We start from the raw sequence: 17,823 nt of genomic DNA, 5'->3' as shown, positions 1-17,823 counted from the left end.
CTTGCGGCTCCTTAAGGCATCAGACCTTTGACGTTGATCGGTTTGGCTTCATTTTCAGCTTCGCCTTTCGACTTGCCGTCAATCGCCATACCGGCCATCCGGTAGAAATTGTATTCCGGATATTTACCCGGCCCAGAAATCAACAGATCTTCTTTCTCATACACCAGATCCTGGCGTTTGAACTCGCCCAGTTCGAAGTCCGGCGTCAGCTGAATGGCTGTTGTCGGGCACGCTTCTTCACACAGGCCGCAGAAAATGCAGCGTGAGAAGTTGATACGGAAGAATTCCGGATACCAGCGACCGTCTTTCATTTCTGCTTTTTGCAGAGAAATACAGCCGACCGGACAGGCTACCGCACACAGGTTACAGGCAACGCAGCGCTCTTCACCGTCCGGATCGCGCGTCAGCACGATACGGCCACGGTAACGCGGAGGTGGATTGACCGGTACTTCCGGGTACATCTGGGTTTCGCGCTTGGCGAAGGCGTGCATGCCTATCATCCACAAGCTGCGAACCTGGGTACCGAACCCGACCACTATGTCTTTCAATGTCATGGTTTCATCACCCCTTATTGCGCGTTGTACAAGATGACCGCAGCGGTCGCCAGCAGATTAAGCAAGGTCAGTGGCAGGCAAACTTTCCAGCCAAATGACATCACCTGGTCGTAGCGAGGACGCGGCAAAGCAGCACGGATCAAAATGAACATCACCATGAAGAAAGCGGTTTTCAGCGCAAACCAGATAAACGGCGGCAGGAACGGACCCTGCCAGCCACCGAAGAACAAGGTGACGATCAGCGCAGAGACAGTCACGATACCGATGTATTCCCCCACGAAGAACAGACCGAATTTCATACCGGAATATTCAATGTGGTAACCATCGGCCAGTTCCTGCTCGGCTTCCGGCTGGTCAAACGGGTGACGGTGACAAACAGCCACACCGGCAATCGCAAAGGTCACGAAGCCAAAGAACTGCGGGATGATGTTCCACATGTGCGACTGAGAAATGACGATGTCTTGCAGATTGAAAGAACCCGCCTGCGCCACCACGCCCATCAGCGATAAACCGAGGAACACTTCGTAGCTCAGCGTCTGGGCCGATGCACGCATCGCCCCCAGCAGCGAGTATTTGTTGTTACTGGACCAGCCAGCAAACAACACCGCATAGACGGTCAGACCGGCCATCATCAGGAAGAACAAAATACCGATGTTCAGGTCTGCGGCGAACCAGGTCGGGCTGACCGGAACGATCGCAAAGGAGATCAGCAGGGACGTAAACGCAATCATCGGCGCCAGCGTAAAGATGGCTTTGTCAGTGAATTTAGGAACCCAGTCTTCCTTGAAGAACATCTTGATCATGTCAGCAACCAGCTGCAGGGAACCGCCCCAGCCGACACGGTTTGGTCCGTAACGGTTCTGGAACAGGCCCAGCAAGCGGCGCTCGCCGAAGCTCATGAAGGCCCCGCAGGTCACGACGACCAGCAGGATCACGACAGCTTTCAGAATGGCGATCAACGAATCAATCACGACAGGTGTAAACCAGCTCATTGTGCTGCCTCCCGCAGATTTTCAACCGTTGCGCCAACCAGCACCGGCGGAATACCCGGCAAGCCCAGCGGCAGGCCAACCTGGCCCTGACTCAATGTTTCGCTCAGACGAACGGGCAGTTTGAGGGTCTGACCGGCACAGGTGAATTCCACCTGAGAACCTGCATTCACCCCTAATTGCGCAGCATCTGCCGGGTTAACCATCACATACGCCTGTGGCATACGTTGCTGGATCACCTTAGAGCGCTGTGTCATTTCTTCGCTGCCGAACAGGTGATAATAAGGCGCAACACGCCAGTTATCGCTCTGCGCAGTAAAGGCAGCCGGAATAGTGGTGAAGTAATCGAGTGTCCCCTCACCTGCTTCAATCAAACGCACACCCGGATCACCATGGCGCAGACTGCCGCCGACTTCACTCTGGAATTTATTCCAGGCTTGTGGTGAGTTCCAGCCCGGCGCCCAGGCGAATGGCACCTGATTGCGGTTGGCTGTCGGGCTGTTGTTCCCTTCCATTGAGAAGGCAAACATGGTGTCTTTATCTTGCGGCTGACGCGGTTCATGAACGCTGATGTTCGCGCGCATGGCGGTACGACCACTGGAACGTGCCGGAGAACGCGCCAGTTTCTGACCACGGATACGGAAGCTGGCGTTTGGCGCAGCTTCTACCATGCCTTTCAGCTGTGGCAGTGCTTCAACGCAGGCTTCAATGACGTGATCCAGCTGCGTCCAGTCAACATGGCGGCTGTTGATGGTGGAATGCAGCGAGTGCATCCAGCGCCAGCTTTCCAGCATGGCAACCGTTGTGTCGTAGTAAGCCGGATCGTAAACCTGGAAGAAGCGCTGCGCGCGGCCTTCCTGATTCACCAGTGTGCCGTCGCTTTCTGCGAAACTTGCCGCAGGCAGGATCAGGCTGGCTTTATCCATAATGCGCGTACGCTGATGGTCAACGACCAGCAGGTTCTGCACATTCGCTAATGCCGCATCAACTTTCGCTTCAGGCGCCTGACGATAAAGGTCATTTTCCATCACGATCGCGCTGTCGGCTTCGCCACGGGTCAGCAATTCCAGTGCTTCGTCCAGCGAGCCGCCACCAATCATCGAAAGACCGATGCTGTTTGCCGCAGAAGCCACGAAGGTAATGCCGACATCGCTGCCAGCCACTTTCAGCGCTTTCGCGATATTCGCGGCTGCTTCGATAATCGCGTCAGAACCGGCACTGGTTCCGGTTATGATCAACGGCTTGCGGGCACCGGTCAGCGCCTGCACGATCACGTCGATTTTCTTGTTCAGACCCTCAGACAGATCGCTGACGGCTGGCGCAGAATTATCCAGCGCATGGGCGATAGCAAAGCCGAAACGCGCCTGCTCATCGACCGGTGCGCGGTAATTGTATGCCGCGATATCGTCGAGTTTGGTGTTATCCACGTTAGTGATAAACAGCGGATGTTTGGCATGCTGGCCGATGTTCTGTACAGCGGCGATTTGCCAGTCAGCAACACGCTGAGCCGCCGCCATCGCGCGCGCTTTGCCTTTTACGGCCTGACGCACAGACAGCGCGATACGTGCACCGGTCTGGGTTAAATCTTCACCCAGCACCAGAACCGCATCGTAATCTTCAATTTCGCGCAGCGCCGGTGTACGTACACCGCTGTTACGCAGAATGTTCAGCATCAGTTGCAGACGTCCCTGCTCTGCCGCGTTAATCCCGGTGTAGAAGTTTTCGGCCCCCACCAGTTCGCGCAGGGCAAAGTTGCTTTCCAGACTGGCACGCGGAGAACCGATACCTATGGTTTTCTTCGCCTGACGGATAATGTCTGCCGCGCCCTGCATCGCCTGTTCAGCGTTAAGTTCGATCCAGTCGTTACCACGCAATTGCAGGGGTTTCTTCGGACGATCTTTCAGGTTCACGTAGCCATAGCCGAAACGGCCACGGTCGCACAGGAAGTAGTGGTTTACGGTACCGTTATAACGGTTTTCGATACGACGCAGTTCGCCGTAACGCTCACCCGGGCTGGTGTTACAGCCCACAGAACATTGCTGACAGATGCTTGGCGCAAACTGCATGTCCCATTTACGGTTGTAGCGTTCGGAGTGCGTTTTATCGGTGAATACGCCGGTCGGACACACTTCTACCAGGTTGCCGGAGAACTCGCTTTCCAGCGGACCATCTTCCGGACGACCGAAATAGACGTTGTCGTGTGCGCCATAAACGCCCAGATCGGTGCCGTCCGCGTAATCCTTGTAGTAACGGACACAGCGGTAACAGGCGATACAGCGGTTCATTTCATGAGAGATGAACGGGCCGAGATCCTGGTTGTTATGGGTACGTTTGGTGAAGCGGTAACGGCGCATACTGTGGCCGGTCATCACTGTCATATCCTGCAGGTGACAGTTACCGCCTTCCTCACACACCGGACAGTCGTGCGGATGGTTGGTCATCAGCCATTCCACGACGCTTTCACGGAATTCTTTCGCTTCGCCGTCGTCGATGGAAATGAAGGTGCCATCAGACGCAGGTGTCATACAAGACATCACCAGACGACCGCGCGTGTCTTCCGCGTTTTGGTATTGCTTAACCGCACATTGGCGGCAAGCGCCGACGCTTCCCAGCGCCGGATGCCAGCAAAAATAAGGAATATCGAGGCCGAGAGAGAGGCAAGCCTGTAACAGGTTGTCCGCTCCGTCTACGTCGTATTCTTTGCCGTCTACATGAATCGTAGCCATAGTCAGCATGCTTCCACGTGGCCCACCTGACGGCGGGCGTTAATCAAAAATTCTTGCCGGGTTGGCGTATATCATTCGACAGCGCGTCCCTTGTTCCGGGAATTCGCGCACAGCGGGCTCACGTCCGCTGCCTGTTGCCTTCACTACCAACGCTCTTTCAGCAGATTGTTTGGCTGAATGCCTGCAATCGCACGCGCGTTGTTGTAATGCTGCTTGGCGATACCCGCCTCAAACTCTTCCCGGAAATATTTAATCGCACTCTGCAATGGCTCCACGGCACCCGGCGCGTGTGCGCAGAAGGTTTTGCCCGGGCCAAGCTGGCGGCAAAGCTGTTCGAGCGTTTCGATATCACCCGGCTGGCCTTCACCACGTTCCAGCGCACGAAGAATTTTCACACTCCACGGCAGGCCGTCGCGGCACGGTGTACACCAGCCACAAGATTCGCGGGAGAAGAACTCTTCCAGGTTACGCACCAGCGGAACCATGCCGATTTCATGGTCGACGGCCATCGCCAGTGCGGTCCCCAGACGGCTGCCGGCTTTACCAATGCTGGCAAAGTCCATCGGCAGATCCAGATGATCGGCGGTCAGGAAGTCAGTCCCTGCCCCGCCCGGCTGCCAGGCTTTGAATTTCAGGCCATCGCGCATGCCACCGGCATAGTCTTCAAGAATTTCACGTGCGGTAGTCCCAAACGGCAGCTCCCAGACGCCCGGATTTTTTACCCGACCGGAGAAGCCCATCAGTTTGGTGCCGGCATCTTCACTTTTGCCCGCAGACATGCCTTTGTACCAGTCCACACCGTGCTCAAGGATTGCGGGCACGTTACACAGGGTTTCGACGTTGTTAACACAGGTCGGTTTACCCCAGGCACCGGCGGAGGCCGGGAACGGTGGCTTGGAACGCGGGTTAGCACGGCGGCCTTCCAGCGAGTTGATCAGGGCGGTTTCTTCACCACAGATGTAACGCCCTGCGCCTGTGTGAACAATCAGTTCAAAATCAAACCCGGTGCCGAGAATATTTTTACCCAGCAGACCCGCTTCCGTGGCTTCCGCAATCGCACGACGCAGGTTCACCGCAGCTTCGATGTACTCACCACGCAGGAAGATGTAGCCACGGTAAGATTTCAGCGCAAACGCGGAGATCAGCATGCCTTCCACCAGCAGGTGCGGCATCTGTTCCATCAGCATGCGGTCTTTATAGGTACCCGGTTCCATCTCATCGGCATTACACAGCAGATAGCGGATATTCATGCTTTCGTCTTTCGGCATCAGGCTCCACTTCAGACCGGTGGAGAAACCTGCGCCGCCGCGCCCTTTCAGGCCCGCGTCTTTCACCAGATTGACGATTTCTTCCTGAGCCATGCTTTTCAGGGCTTTCTCTGCACCGACGTAACCGTTTTTGCTGCGGTATTCGTCGAACCAGACAGGTTGTTTGTCGTCACGCATACGCCAGGTCAGCGGATGCATTTCCGGTGTACGTTCGATGTGTCGAGGGGTGTATGTCATGCGTAGCGCTCCAGTAGCTGGCCGATCGCTTCTGGCGTCAGGTGGCTGTGCGTGTCCTCGTCAATCATCATTGACGGGCCTTTGTCACAGTTACCGAGGCAGCAGGTCGGCAGCAGGGTAAAACGTCCGTCTTCGGTCGTCTGGCCCGGCTTGATGTGCAACTGTTGTTCCAGCGCGGCCTGGATCCCCTGATAACCGGTGATGTGACACACCACGCTGTCACAGTAACGGATCACATGGCGGCCCACCGGCTGACGGAAGATCTGGCTGTAGAATGTCGCCACACCTTCAACGTCGCTGGCAGGAATGCCCAGAACATCGGAGATCGCGTAGATAGCGCCGTCCGGCACCCAGCCACGCGCTTTTTGCACGATTTTCAACGCTTCGATAGAGGCCGCACGGGCATCCTCGTAGTGATGTTTTTCGTGCTCAATCGCTTCACGTTCAGCGTCGCTCAGCACGAACACCGGCGGCGCAACAGGCTCGCTGACGTTGATGTACTGAACTTCTGAGTCTTTATTGATATCTGTCATCGTTAGCGGTCCACATCTGACATTACAAAATCGATACTGCCCAGATACACGATCAGGTCGGATACCAGGCTGCCACGGATTACGGACGGGATCTGCTGCAAATGCGGGAAGCTCGGCGTACGGACACGGGTGCGGTAGCTCATGGTGCTGCCGTCACTGGTCAGGTAGTAGCTGTTGATCCCTTTGGTTGCTTCAACCATCTGGAAAGATTCTTGTGCAGGCATGACCGGCCCCCACGACACTTGCAGGAAGTGCGTGATCAGGGTCTCGATGTGTTGCAGCGTGCGCTCTTTCGGTGGCGGCGTGGTCAGCGGGTGATCCGCCTTGAACGGGCCTTCCGGCATGTTTTTGTAGCACTGTTCCAGAATGCGCAGGCTCTGACGAAGTTCTTCCACTTTCAGCATCACGCGGGAATAGCAGTCACTGACGCCATCACCGGTCGGCACTTCAAAGTCAAAGTTTTCATAACCTGAATACGGACGCCATTTACGCACATCGAACGGGATACCCGTTGCGCGCAGGCCAGCACCGGTGGTGCCCCAGGCCAGTGCGTCGTCGGCGTTATACGCGGCCACGCCTTTGGAACGGCCAATCAGAATGGTGTTTTTCAGCGCCGCTTTGACGTAGGAATCCAGACGGGCTGGCATCCAGTCAAGGAATTCACGCAGCAGGCGGTCCCAGCCTTTCGGCAGGTCATGCGCTACGCCACCGATACGGAACCAGGCCGGGTGCATACGGAAACCGGTGATCGCTTCCACCAGATCGTAAATTTTCTGACGATCGGTAAAGGCGAAGAACACCGGCGTCATCGCGCCCACGTCCTGAATAAACGTAGAGATGTACAGCAGATGGCTGTTGATACGGAACAGTTCAGACAGCATCACACGGATGGTGTTAACGCGATCCGGCGTCACGATACCGGCGAGTTTTTCAACAGCCAGCACGTAAGGCATTTCGTTAACACAACCGCCGAGATATTCGATACGGTCGGTGTAAGGAATGTAGCTGTGCCATGACTGGCGTTCGCCCATTTTCTCCGCACCACGGTGGTGGTAACCGACGTCAGGCACGCAGTCGACAATCTCTTCGCCATCCAGCTGCAGGATAATACGGAATGCACCATGCGCTGACGGGTGGTTAGGACCGAGGTTGAGGAACATAAAGTCCTCGTTATCGGTACCGCGCTTCATGCCCCAGTCTTCCGGCTTGAAGGTCAGCGATTCCATCTCGAGTTCTTCTTTTTGCTTAGTCAGCTCATAAGGATCGAACTCGGTGGCGCGCGCCGGATAGTCTTTACGCAGCGGATGCCCTTCCCAGGTCTGCGGCATCATGATGCGCGTCAGGTGCGGGTGGCCGTCGAAGGTAATGCCGAACATTTCCCATGTTTCGCGTTCGTACCAGTTAGCGTTCGGGAACACTTTGGTGATCGTCGGAACATGAAGATCGTTTTCTGACAACGCCACTTTGATCATGATGTCGCGGTTACGCTCGACGGAGATCAGGTGGTAGAAAACGGAAAAATCCGCAGCCGGTAAACCGTCGCGGTGTGTACGTAAACGCTCATCAAAGCCATGCAAATCGAAAAGCATGACGTAAGGTTTTGGCTGTTTTCGTAAAAAGGTAATCGCTTCCAGTAACTGTTCACGCTTGAACCACACCACAGGAATTCCGGTGCGGGTTGCCTGGACAGTAAAGGCCTCTGGCCCAAAACGGTTACGCAATTCGCCAATAACCGGATCATCGAGATGATCACGGGTATGCCATGCTGGCAGGGCGGAATCTTGCGTCGTCAAATCTGTCATATTTTTTTCACCACACTAAATGGTCATTTATGCCGTAAGGGGGAACACTCACCCCTCAGGGTTGACTCTCAGACCGCAGTGTTAAATCTCGTCCGGCGAACGCAGATTTGTCACGGCAATACGCTCAGCACGTTTACGCTCTTTTTCAGACTGCATATTCGCGCGGTAAACACCCTGATCGCCAACAACCCATGACAATGGGCGACGTTCTTTACCAATGGACTCCTGCAACAGCAGCAGAGCCTGCATATAGGCTTCCGGACGCGGCGGACATCCCGGGATGTACACATCGACAGGCAGGAATTTATCCACGCCCTGCACCACAGAATAAATATCGTACATGCCGCCGGAATTCGCACAGGCACCCATCGAAATCACCCATTTAGGTTCCAGCATCTGATCGTATAAACGCTGAATAACCGGCGCCATTTTGGTGAAGCAGGTTCCCGCCACCACCATGAAGTCAGCCTGACGTGGGGAAGCACGCAGAACTTCTGCGCCAAAACGCGCAACGTCATGCACCGCAGTGAATGACGTCACCATTTCGACATAACAGCAGGAAAGACCGAAGTTGTACGGCCAAAGGGAGTTTTTACGACCCCAGTTCACCATGCCATGCAGTGACTCCTGGAGATTTCCCATAAAGACGCTGCGCTTAACCTGTTCCTGAAGGGGATCACCGACGACCTCCTGGGATTGCAGGGGGTAACGGTCGTTCTCACCGTCCGGGTCTATGCGGGTGAGCGTATAGTCCATCTTATTGCCTCGCTATGACTGCTTACTGAGGGTGACTGTTGGTATTAATTGCCGGGCTTGGTTTAACAGGTCCTTTCGAACGTGTTGGTGTCCAGTCGAGCGCGCCAATACGCACCAGATAGAACAAACCAGCCAGCAATACCAAAATGAAAATGGTGGCTTCTACAAATCCGGTCCAGCCGCTTTCGCGAATAGACGTTGACCATGCATAGAGATACAAGGCTTCAACGTCAAAAATGACGAAGAACATGGCGACCAGATAGAACTTAGCGGAAAGACGCAGCCGGGCGGTGCCGACGGAGGCGATGCCGGATTCAAAAGGCGTGTTTTTGTAGCGCGCTCTGGCTCTCCCGCCGAGGAACGCGGCGCCCAGTAACATCAGGCAGCAAAGGCCCATTGCGACGATAAGAAAAACGGCGAACGCCCAGTGTTGAGCGATGACTTCAGTGGCTGTTGACATACTCATTGCTTACTCATCAAAAGTGGCACTTTGGCATCTGCTCTGTAAGGTCGGCAGCTTGCGCACCACATCGATTCAAGGGAAGGATTAAAAACCACACAGTTCACGGCTCAACAAGGGATTAAGCCAGTGATTTGTTGTGGGCTTTTTACCCTTTTCTATAACCTTTTGTCAACTTTGACAAAAGTATCTCCACATTAGTTTACATGCTTAGCATTTAATTAACATATCATGCGACGGTACTTAAGCTAAATCGTGTCAGTTAAATACTGTGATAAAGCATGAGCCTGTGATGGGAGTTATGGCATCTTTCGAGCTTTCCTATTGTCGCAGGAATAGACAGCGCTTCCACTCTCTTAATGGGGGTATTTTTTTGATCCACGTCAGAGTTCTGTCAATTTTGATAGAAAAAAAGACACACATTTAACAAGTTTTATTGATTTTCAAAAAACGACAAGCGAATTGCGGAAAAAATTGATGGTTTTTTTTAACCTGAAAAAAGGCTGATATTTACGTGATTTAGTGAAGTGATAATTGACGCAGATGACAGTGATGGCAGGGAACGAGAAGCGTTAACATCAGAAAAAAATGGTTTTAGGAAGAATAGTAAACAAAACCTTTAAAAACAGCACTTATTCACCCCTAAAGAGGTAGGAACTTTTACCCCCGCCCCGTGATACGCAGGCGGAAGGTAAAGCCGGGGGATTGCCTTAACTTTGTGTATCCGTCAGGAACTCTTGATCGTCATCCACGGCAGGACGCGGACCGTAAGCACTGAGAGAATACGGATCATTCCCTTGCTCCACAGCATTGAAAATCGCCATGGCCAGTTCGTTTTCGCTACGGGCATTTTTGTACAGCACATATTGTGTATCCGGCAGGCGCGGTAAACCGTCCTGTTCGCCCAGCACACGCAACTCCGGACTCATCATTTCGATAGGTCGCGCAGTCACCCCCAGCCCGGCACGGACTGCCGCACGGATCGCCGATAACGTCGAGGCGACGTAGGCAATACGCCACGGGATCCCCGCCTGATTCAGATGCTCTATCGCCATTAAACGATATGGGCTTGGCTCATCAAGTACGACGAGCGGCACACTGTCGCCGGAGGGATACGCAAAATCAGCCGAGCAATACCACAATGTTGGCGAAGTGCGCAGAACGATGTGCGGATGATCGGTGTTAGTCATCGTGGTGATGGCCAGATCCACTTCCTCACTTTCCAGCATCGACAACATGAAAGGACTGCGTTTTACGCGGACATCGATAGACAACTTGGGATAGACCGAGGTCACACGGCTGAGCAGGAAAGGCAAGATGGTGTCAGCCGTATCGTCTGACGCACCAATCGTGATCCCACCCTGGACATTGCTGTACATCAAAGAGGTGCAGGCTTCATCATTAAAACGAAGGATCTTGCGTGCATACCCCAATAACTGAATACCATGTTCAGTTAATAATTTATTGCGTCCATGTCTGGCAAACAGTTCTTTTCCAACGAGTTGTTCTAGACGTTGCATTTGTTGACTGACCGCCGACTGAGTACGGCACACCGCAGCCGCAGCCGCAGCGAACGTATTTAAATCAGCAACAGCTACAAATGTCCTCAACAGGTCAAGATCGAGATTGAGGATTGGACGATTTGCAATTGTCATAGTTTTTCTTCACTTTATAGAATCTAATAACAAGCTACCCTGATGGTGCGTCAAAGTACCCGCAAAAAGCAGAATACCAGATATGGCGGATACTCACTCATTTGATAACCGAAATTGAGAAATATTTGTGCACAAAAGTTTTCGTCATTGTGAGCGTCCGGGCATTAAAAACGCGCACAATAATTCCACATGAAGACTAAATGATTAGTACACCTTATTTAATATAGTCTCCCTCATCAAACCGTTCCACCCACGGCCCCTTCCCGCTCACAGCGCCAGCACGCCCCTGCATTCCCTGACGCACGCCTATAAAAACATAAGCTAAATTAATTAATAATGCGGGCAAGTAAAAATATAATCCAGTAAATTCATTGAGTCACAAGAATAACCAATTCCAGGGAGATCTTTTAGTTAAAGGGACATTAAGATTTTTCTCGTTTCTTCAAATTTTGTTTATAACAGTTACGTGAAATATAGGCTGGAAAAGCATTTACTTAATCTTAAACGAATACGTTTCGGATAACGCCTGCTGTATGATCATTTATCCAGCACTCATACTCACTCATTAGATAAATAAAACTAATTCTTGTTACCCATTTTTATCGGAAAAACATCTTAGCCGATTTTTTTTTCAGAATTTGTCGAGCTTTGGTAAGTTTTCATGATGTTCCGGGTAAAATCGCCTGACAAAGCGTCAGCCGGGGATCCCGGCAGGACAGCAAAAACAGTGAATTTTTTGATTATAAAGCGCGCAATCACAAAATAAAAAATCACCAAAATGGAATTACCCGGAATTAAACACCACCAGCGCATAACGTGACTGAGGTAAAACCCCACCACATCTTCCTTTACTGCTGTTTTTCACCAAAACGGTGCAAGGCACTTCTCATGCCCTCTGTGGGGGAGTAAATTGAGCCCTTCGCACTGTTCTACGGTCACTCGGCACCAGGGAAGAACAGGCTTTATTGCAAAAGGCTCCCATTTACATGTCCCCGATTGAGAAATCCCACAAACTGGACAACGTCTGTTACGACATTCGCGGCCCGGTGCTCAAAGAAGCAAAACGTCTGGAAGAAGAAGGAAACAAAGTCCTCAAACTGAACATCGGCAACCCCGCCCCGTTCGGTTTTGATGCGCCTGATGAAATTCTGGTCGATGTCATCCGCAACCTTCCTACTGCCCAGGGATACTGTGATTCGAAAGGCCTGTTTTCTGCACGTAAAGCGATCATGCAGCACTATCAGGCGCGCGAGATGCGCGACATCACGGTAGAAGATATTTATATCGGCAACGGTGTCTCCGAACTGATTGTTCAGTCTATGCAGGCGCTGCTCAACACCGGCGACGAAATGTTAGTCCCGGCGCCTGACTATCCGTTGTGGACTGCGGCAGTGTCTCTGTCGGGTGGCAATGCGGTGCATTATCTGTGTGATGAAGGGGCAGACTGGTTCCCCGACATCGCCGATATTCGTGACAAAATCACGCCACGCACCCGCGGCATTGTGATCATCAATCCGAACAACCCGACCGGCGCGGTCTACAGCAAAGAACTGCTGATGCAGATCGTGGACATCGCCCGCGAACACAATCTGATCATTTTTGCCGACGAAATTTACGACAAAATCCTGTACGACGAAGCCCAGCATATTTCCATCGCCTCGCTGGCACCGGATTTGCTGACCGTGACCTTTAACGGTCTGTCCAAAACCTACCGCGTGGCGGGTTTCCGTCAGGGCTGGATGGTGCTGAACGGGCCGAAGAAACACGCGAAAGGCTATATCGAAGGTCTGGAGATGCTGGCGTCCATGCGCCTGTGCGCCAACGTGCCGATGCAGCACGCGATTCAGACTGCGCTGGGCGGCTATCAAAGTATCAGCGAGTTTATTCAGCCGGGCGGACGCCTGGTGGAACAGCGTGACCGCGCATGGGAACTGATTAACGAGATCCCCGGCGTGTCCTGTGTGAAACCGAAAGGTGCGCTGTATATGTTCCCGCGTATCGACGCGAAACGCTTCAACATCCATGACGATCAGAAAATGGTACTCGACCTGCTGTTACAGCAGAAAGTGCTGCTGGTTCAGGGTTCAGCCTTTAACTGGCCGTATCCGGATCATGTGCGTATCGTGACGCTGCCACGCGTTGATGAGCTGGAAATGGCCGTCAACAAACTGGGCCGCTTCCTGGAAACCTACCGCCAGTAATCTTCAGGGCGCAGCATAAACGGCTGCGCCCTTTTCTCTTTCACCTATTTACATCACTGCCCCGCACTGCTCACAATGGACGCTCATTCACCGTTGTTATTGAGAGTGCTATGAATCAGAGTCATTTTTTCGCCCACCTTTCCCGTCTCAAGCTGATCAGCCGCTGGCCGCTGATGCGCAATGTCCGCACCGAGAATGTCTCGGAACACAGCCTGCAGGTCGCTTTTGTCGCGCATGCTTTAGCCGTGATCAAAAACCGCAAATTTAACGGTAACCTGAGTGCTGAACGTGTTGCCCTGCTCGCCATGTATCACGATGCCAGCGAAGTGCTGACCGGCGATATGCCGACGCCGATCAAGTATTACAATCCGCAAATTGCGCACGAATATAAGAAGATCGAAAAAATTGCTCAGCAGAAGCTGATTGAAATGCTGCCGAAAGAATTGCAGGAAGATTTCCGCCCGCTGATCGATGAACACTATTACAGCGAAGATGAAAAACTGACGGTCAAACAGGCCGATGCGCTCTGTGCTTACCTGAAGTGTCTCGAGGAGTTATCGGCTGGCAACAATGAATTTACGCTGGCAAAAGCCCGTCTTGAGAAAACGCTGGCAGACAGAAAAAGCCCGGAAATGGATTATTTTATGGAAGTGTTCATTCCCAGCTTCAGCCTGTCTCTGGATGAAATCAGTCTTGATTCCCCGCTCTGATTTGCCAATCAGAACGGGAACAGGACCGGCACCAGAAATACGCTGACCACCATCACCAGCAGCGTAAATGGCACACCGATGCGCAGAAAGTCGCCAAATTTGTAATTGCCCGGCACCATGACCAGCGTGTTGACCGGTGAAGACACCGGCGTCATAAATGCAGCAGACGCAGCAATCGCGATAATCATGGTGAACGGGTAAGGTGAAACGCCCATCTGATGTGCTGCCGCGATGGCGATCGGTGCCATCAGCACGGCGGTGGCGGTATTGGAAATAAACAGCCCGATGCCTGCGCAGAGAATAAATAAACTCAGCAGCATCATGTACGGACCATAACCGCCACTGACCTCCATTAATCCCTTCACAATCAGCGCCACACCGCCGGTTTTTTGCAACGCCAGCGCAAAAGGCATCATGCCGACAATCAGCAACAAACTCGGCCAGTGAATGGCTTTGTAAGCGCCTTCCATCGTGATACAGCGGAATTTGCCCATCAGCATACAGGCGATAATGGCAGCAATGGCATTGGGCACGTCATCGGTGAGCATCAGCGCAACCATCAGCGCCAGACAAAACAGCGCATGGGGCGCCTGACTTAATGCCGGTGCCACTTCGTCTACTTCGGCAGGAAGGTTAAGCACGATGAAATCATGCATTTGTTGCTGAAGCTGGCGGATCAGTTTCCAGTCGCCGATCACCAGCAGCATGTCGCCAAGCTGCAACTCTTCGTCCACCAGTTTGCCGTCCAGCGCTTCCCCCTGACGGCGGATCCCCACCACATTCAGGCCGTAGGTCGAACGGAAAGCAACATCACGCAGCGTTTTGCCCAGTAATTCGGAATCGGGAATTAACGATACTTCGGCCATGCCGACATCCCGCGACTGTTCGGAGAAATACTCGCCGCGCAGCACCATAGGTTCAAGCATTTCATCGGTACAAAACTGTCTGATGGAGACCTCAGGGTCAGACATATCGAGCAGCAGCACATCGCGGGCAAACAGTTCGGTATTCCCGGTGGCGCTGACCATTACACGACGAAATTTACGCCAGCGCTCAATGCCGACGACATTCGCGCCATAACGGGAACGCAGATGCACATCATCCAGTGTGCGACCGACCAGCGGCGAGCCAGGACGGATAGTGACGCGACGCGCCCTGCCGGTCAGGTGATAATCGCGGATCAGATCCCGGAAAGTCCGGCGCTTCCAGCGTTGCTGACCCGTTGACGTATCCTCGGAAGAGAGCCAGCGGCGGGCAAGTAACATGTAGCCGATGCCCATGATCAGCACCACCAGCCCCACCGGCGTCACGCCGAAGAAGCCAAAACCGTCGAACCCTTCACGCAACAGTTCGCTGTTCACCACCATATTGGGCGGCGTCGCGACCAGTGTCATCATGCCGCTGATAAGCCCGGCGAAACTCAGTGGCATCATCAGACGTGCGGGAGACGTTTTCATCCGTGCAGAAACGCTGATCACCACCGGAATAAAGATCGCGACCACGCCGGTGGAACTCATAAAAGCACCGAGACCGGCAACCGTCAGCATCAGTAATACCAGCATTCGCGTTTCGCTGTTGCCCGCCACTTTCATCAGCCAGTCGCCTACCTGATACGCCACGCCGGTTCTCACCAGACCATGGCCGACGACAAACAATGCCGCGATCAGAATGACGTTAGGATCGCTGAATCCGGCCAGCGCTTCATTGATGGTCAGCGTGCCACTGAGCACGAAAGCAATGATCACCAGCAATGCGACAATATCCATCCGCAGCGTATTGCGTGCGAACAACACCATTGCCACCACCAGCAGCATCACCACCCAAAGTAATTCACCGGTCAAAACACACTCCGTTTGCGTTGAGAAGGGACGTTAACTCACCGGATACCCTAAATAATTCAATCAGAATGGCATAAAAAAACCCCGCATAAGCGAGGTTTATATCAATTAATACAAGGAAACTGTATTTTTTCTGTACTTAGCGCAGGCTGACTTTCACACCTTCATCGGTATGACTGATCAACAGTACTTCCAGCGTCGTCAGGTCAAAATCAACGTTTTCAATGCCGGGTGTATCGTCCGGTGCGTTAACCGCGATGACTTTACAGCCTGCGGCCAGTCCGGCCATCACGCCGGCAGCGGCATCTTCCACCACCACGCACTCTTCCGGTGCCAGACCTAAACGTTCGGCACCCAGCAAATAAGCATCAGGTTGCGGTTTGCCGTGTTTAACCTGTTCTGCGGTGATAAACACTTCAGGTTCCGGCAACAGTGCAGCTTTGTGCCGGGCGCTGGCCACCGGCATCGAACCGGAGGTCACAATCGCCCAGGGAATGTTCTGCCGGTTGAGTTCACTGAGCAGCAGATGGGCACCGGGTAGCGCGGTCACGCCTTCGGTATCTGTGGCTTCAATTTGCTCCAGCTTGAGAAACTCCTGTTGGATCGTTTCTTCGCTTTCGCCCGCCATAAAATGGCGTAAAGAGGTGATCGCCTGCTTGCCGTGAATAAACGCCAGCACTTCCTGCGGGCTGACACCCCGGCTTAGCGCCCAGTTAATCCATGCGCGCTCAACTGCGGGTAATGAATCCACTAACGTTCCATCAAGGTCGAACAAAAAACCCTTACAAAGCACAGGCGACTCCTTTAAGTGTTTACATCAGGCATTGATAATTTGCGCGATCTCTACCGCGCTCAGATGGTACTGACGCGGGCATGATTGCCACACCGCCAGCATCCGCTGGTATTTATCCCACATTTTGGTCTGTGAGTTAAAGCCATGCGTTCCCGCATCAAAGTCAGTGTAACGTCCTTCGGTGTTCACCATAAAGCGGACATAGCTTAAATAACGGGATTCCGTGGCGGCATCAAAGCCAAGGAAATCAATACGGCGGCGATCGAGATCCTGGGTGTCTTTCAGGTTGGTCCATGACACCTGCATGGCATGGTGCATTTCCATAATGTTAATGACGGTGCGACAGGTTTCTTCCGGCAGCTCGCCGAAATCCCGGTCCAGCTCGCGCATTTGCAAACCAAAACCTCGTTCGATCACGGTTTGTAACCGGCGATAACGTTCCGCGTTATCAGGATCGAGCATGGTCATCATTTTGTATTGATTGGACAAAATCAGGCGTTGAGCGTTAGTCATTTCCATCGTGAAAATCCTCATGTCTGCATAATGAGCAAAGCATGGCATAGCGCAAAGTTCCGCGAAATCGCAAGCACACCATTCTTTGATTTGGGTCGGGATCTCATCTGAAATAATCACCGGAGGAGACTTTCCTCCGGCGAAATGCGACTTATGAAAGACTATAGATGATGAAGGACGCGGCAAGCGGGGAAATCAGGCTTACAGATCGTCTAAAAAGGTTTTATCCAGTTGTTTGAACGCACGCCTGAGGACATCGGCTAATGACTGATAGGTCGGCGTGCCGTCAATCGGTGCCAACGCCTGACCTGCCTCGGCCAGTTTATTGCGCACATCGTGGAACCAGCCGAGTAATCCCGGCGGCAGCGGCGTCAGGGAACGGCGGCCCAGCCACCATAAACCCTGCATCGGCAGGCTGCAGGCAAAGATCGCGGTCGCGACCGCCAGCCCGAGCTGGCCACCCAGCGCGATTTGCCAGGTCAGCGTAAAGACGGCAACCGGGGGCATGATGCGCACGGCAAAGCGTGTCGCGGTGGAAATCCGGTTCTCCGGGAACATCGGAGCCAGGCGCTTATCTGACGGCCATGTCTTCATGTAATGCTGTCCGCGCTGGAATATCTGGAACCAGCCTACGGAGCCTGTTGGCTTACTCGTCATCTTTGCACCTCAACTTCGCGTATAAAATTTAAAAAATAGTTGTAAAACACAAACTGGAGTTTACCACGATAAAATATATTTTGTTTTTGCTGGCACCTGTCGGTATTCTATCGCAGCCTCGCAACCCTCTC

At 53.0% G+C, this 17,823-nt stretch carries 15 protein-coding genes; 2 read left to right on the top strand and 13 right to left on the bottom strand.

Annotated elements, in window-relative coordinates:
• Positions 1 to 11: 11 nt before the first annotated feature.
• The 9 genes from nuoI to lrhA all read right to left on the bottom strand — a co-directional run bounded on the left by nuoI (position 12) and on the right by lrhA (position 10,980).
• On the bottom strand, positions 12 to 554 hold the full coding sequence (gene nuoI, locus J9880_RS14160) for an NADH-quinone oxidoreductase subunit NuoI (RefSeq protein ID WP_013574596.1): 543 nt from the start codon (positions 552 to 554) through the stop codon (positions 12 to 14).
• Between the two features lie 14 nt (positions 555 to 568).
• Positions 569 to 1,546: an NADH-quinone oxidoreductase subunit NuoH gene (nuoH, locus tag J9880_RS14155; RefSeq protein ID WP_232769500.1), complete on the bottom strand. Its 978-nt coding sequence runs from the start codon at positions 1,544 to 1,546 to the stop codon at positions 569 to 571.
• Positions 1,543 to 4,269 (bottom strand): NADH-quinone oxidoreductase subunit NuoG, encoded by a 2,727-nt coding sequence (nuoG, locus tag J9880_RS14150; RefSeq protein ID WP_232769499.1) that lies wholly within the window; start codon positions 4,267 to 4,269, stop codon positions 1,543 to 1,545. The genes nuoH and nuoG overlap by 4 nt, the downstream gene beginning before the upstream one ends.
• Before the next feature lie 143 nt (positions 4,270 to 4,412).
• Entirely contained in the window at positions 4,413 to 5,774 is a 1,362-nt protein-coding gene (nuoF, locus tag J9880_RS14145; RefSeq protein WP_119822573.1) for an NADH-quinone oxidoreductase subunit NuoF, read from the bottom strand.
• On the bottom strand, positions 5,771 to 6,307 hold the full coding sequence (gene nuoE, locus J9880_RS14140; protein ID WP_229921071.1) for an NADH-quinone oxidoreductase subunit NuoE: 537 nt from the start codon (positions 6,305 to 6,307) through the stop codon (positions 5,771 to 5,773). The genes nuoF and nuoE overlap by 4 nt, the downstream gene beginning before the upstream one ends.
• A gap of 2 nt (positions 6,308 to 6,309) precedes the next feature.
• Positions 6,310 to 8,109 carry an NADH-quinone oxidoreductase subunit C/D gene (nuoC, locus tag J9880_RS14135; protein WP_095922838.1) on the bottom strand — a complete coding sequence of 600 codons (1,800 nt, stop codon included), beginning with the start codon at positions 8,107 to 8,109 and terminating at the stop codon, positions 6,310 to 6,312.
• Between the two features lie 81 nt (positions 8,110 to 8,190).
• Positions 8,191 to 8,865: a NuoB/complex I 20 kDa subunit family protein gene (locus J9880_RS14130; protein ID WP_013574590.1), complete on the bottom strand. Its 675-nt coding sequence runs from the start codon at positions 8,863 to 8,865 to the stop codon at positions 8,191 to 8,193.
• Positions 8,866 to 8,887: 22 nt separating this feature from the next.
• The gene (locus J9880_RS14125) at positions 8,888 to 9,331 is read right to left on the bottom strand and encodes an NADH-quinone oxidoreductase subunit A (protein ID WP_015696460.1); all 444 of its coding nucleotides are present in this window, start codon (positions 9,329 to 9,331) and stop codon (positions 8,888 to 8,890) included.
• Between the two features lie 704 nt (positions 9,332 to 10,035).
• A complete protein-coding gene (lrhA, locus tag J9880_RS14120) occupies positions 10,036 to 10,980 on the bottom strand; it encodes a transcriptional regulator LrhA (RefSeq protein ID WP_095922839.1) in 945 nt (314 codons plus the stop codon).
• A gap of 986 nt (positions 10,981 to 11,966) precedes the next feature.
• Between lrhA and J9880_RS14115 the strand changes: the two genes are divergently transcribed.
• On the top strand, positions 11,967 to 13,181 hold the full coding sequence (locus J9880_RS14115; protein WP_095922841.1) for a pyridoxal phosphate-dependent aminotransferase: 1,215 nt from the start codon (positions 11,967 to 11,969) through the stop codon (positions 13,179 to 13,181).
• A gap of 110 nt (positions 13,182 to 13,291) precedes the next feature.
• Positions 13,292 to 13,891 carry a 5'-deoxynucleotidase gene (yfbR, locus tag J9880_RS14110; protein ID WP_095922842.1) on the top strand — a complete coding sequence of 200 codons (600 nt, stop codon included), beginning with the start codon at positions 13,292 to 13,294 and terminating at the stop codon, positions 13,889 to 13,891.
• 8 nt (positions 13,892 to 13,899) lie between these two features.
• On the opposite strand, the gene J9880_RS14105 is transcribed toward yfbR, so the two are convergent.
• From J9880_RS14105 to yfbV, 4 genes are all read right to left on the bottom strand, one after another.
• Complete coding sequence (locus tag J9880_RS14105) at positions 13,900 to 15,732, bottom strand: SLC13 family permease (protein WP_095922843.1); 1,833 nt, start codon at positions 15,730 to 15,732, stop codon at positions 13,900 to 13,902.
• A 136-nt stretch (positions 15,733 to 15,868) separates the two neighbouring features.
• Complete coding sequence (locus J9880_RS14100) at positions 15,869 to 16,522, bottom strand: sugar phosphatase (RefSeq protein WP_095922844.1); 654 nt, start codon at positions 16,520 to 16,522, stop codon at positions 15,869 to 15,871.
• Positions 16,523 to 16,546: 24 nt separating this feature from the next.
• Positions 16,547 to 17,041, bottom strand: a complete 495-nt coding sequence (locus tag J9880_RS14095) for a YfbU family protein (protein ID WP_013574583.1) — start codon at positions 17,039 to 17,041, stop codon at positions 16,547 to 16,549.
• 195 nt (positions 17,042 to 17,236) lie between these two features.
• The gene (gene yfbV / locus J9880_RS14090; protein ID WP_133822932.1) at positions 17,237 to 17,692 is read right to left on the bottom strand and encodes a terminus macrodomain insulation protein YfbV; all 456 of its coding nucleotides are present in this window, start codon (positions 17,690 to 17,692) and stop codon (positions 17,237 to 17,239) included.
• Positions 17,693 to 17,823 lie beyond the last annotated feature (131 nt).

This window comes from Rahnella victoriana (assembly GCF_021276285.1).
GTDB classification, from domain to species: domain Bacteria; phylum Pseudomonadota; class Gammaproteobacteria; order Enterobacterales; family Enterobacteriaceae; genus Rahnella; species Rahnella victoriana.
The sequence above is the reverse complement of the archived record's forward strand: the minus strand, read 5'-3'. Positions and strand labels throughout refer to the sequence as shown.

Bases quoted from the DNA above. Each gene is read 5' to 3' on its own strand.
- nuoI (WP_013574596.1), bottom strand. From the start codon at position 554: ATGACATTGAAAGACATAGTGGTCGGGTTCGGTACCCAGGTTCGCAGC.
- nuoH (WP_232769500.1), bottom strand. From the start codon at position 1,546: ATGAGCTGGTTTACACCTGTCGTGATTGATTCGTTGATCGCCATTCTG.
- nuoG (WP_232769499.1), bottom strand. From the start codon at position 4,269: ATGGCTACGATTCATGTAGACGGCAAAGAATACGACGTAGACGGAGCG.
- nuoF (WP_119822573.1), bottom strand. From the start codon at position 5,774: ATGACATACACCCCTCGACACATCGAACGTACACCGGAAATGCATCCG.
- nuoE (WP_229921071.1), bottom strand. From the start codon at position 6,307: ATGACAGATATCAATAAAGACTCAGAAGTTCAGTACATCAACGTCAGC.
- nuoC (WP_095922838.1), bottom strand. From the start codon at position 8,109: ATGACAGATTTGACGACGCAAGATTCCGCCCTGCCAGCATGGCATACC.
- J9880_RS14130 (WP_013574590.1), bottom strand. From the start codon at position 8,865: ATGGACTATACGCTCACCCGCATAGACCCGGACGGTGAGAACGACCGT.
- J9880_RS14125 (WP_015696460.1), bottom strand. From the start codon at position 9,331: ATGAGTATGTCAACAGCCACTGAAGTCATCGCTCAACACTGGGCGTTC.
- lrhA (WP_095922839.1), bottom strand. From the start codon at position 10,980: ATGACAATTGCAAATCGTCCAATCCTCAATCTCGATCTTGACCTGTTG.
- J9880_RS14115 (WP_095922841.1), top strand. From the start codon at position 11,967: ATGTCCCCGATTGAGAAATCCCACAAACTGGACAACGTCTGTTACGAC.
- yfbR (WP_095922842.1), top strand. From the start codon at position 13,292: ATGAATCAGAGTCATTTTTTCGCCCACCTTTCCCGTCTCAAGCTGATC.
- J9880_RS14095 (WP_013574583.1), bottom strand. From the start codon at position 17,041: ATGGAAATGACTAACGCTCAACGCCTGATTTTGTCCAATCAATACAAA.
- yfbV (WP_133822932.1), bottom strand. From the start codon at position 17,692: ATGACGAGTAAGCCAACAGGCTCCGTAGGCTGGTTCCAGATATTCCAG.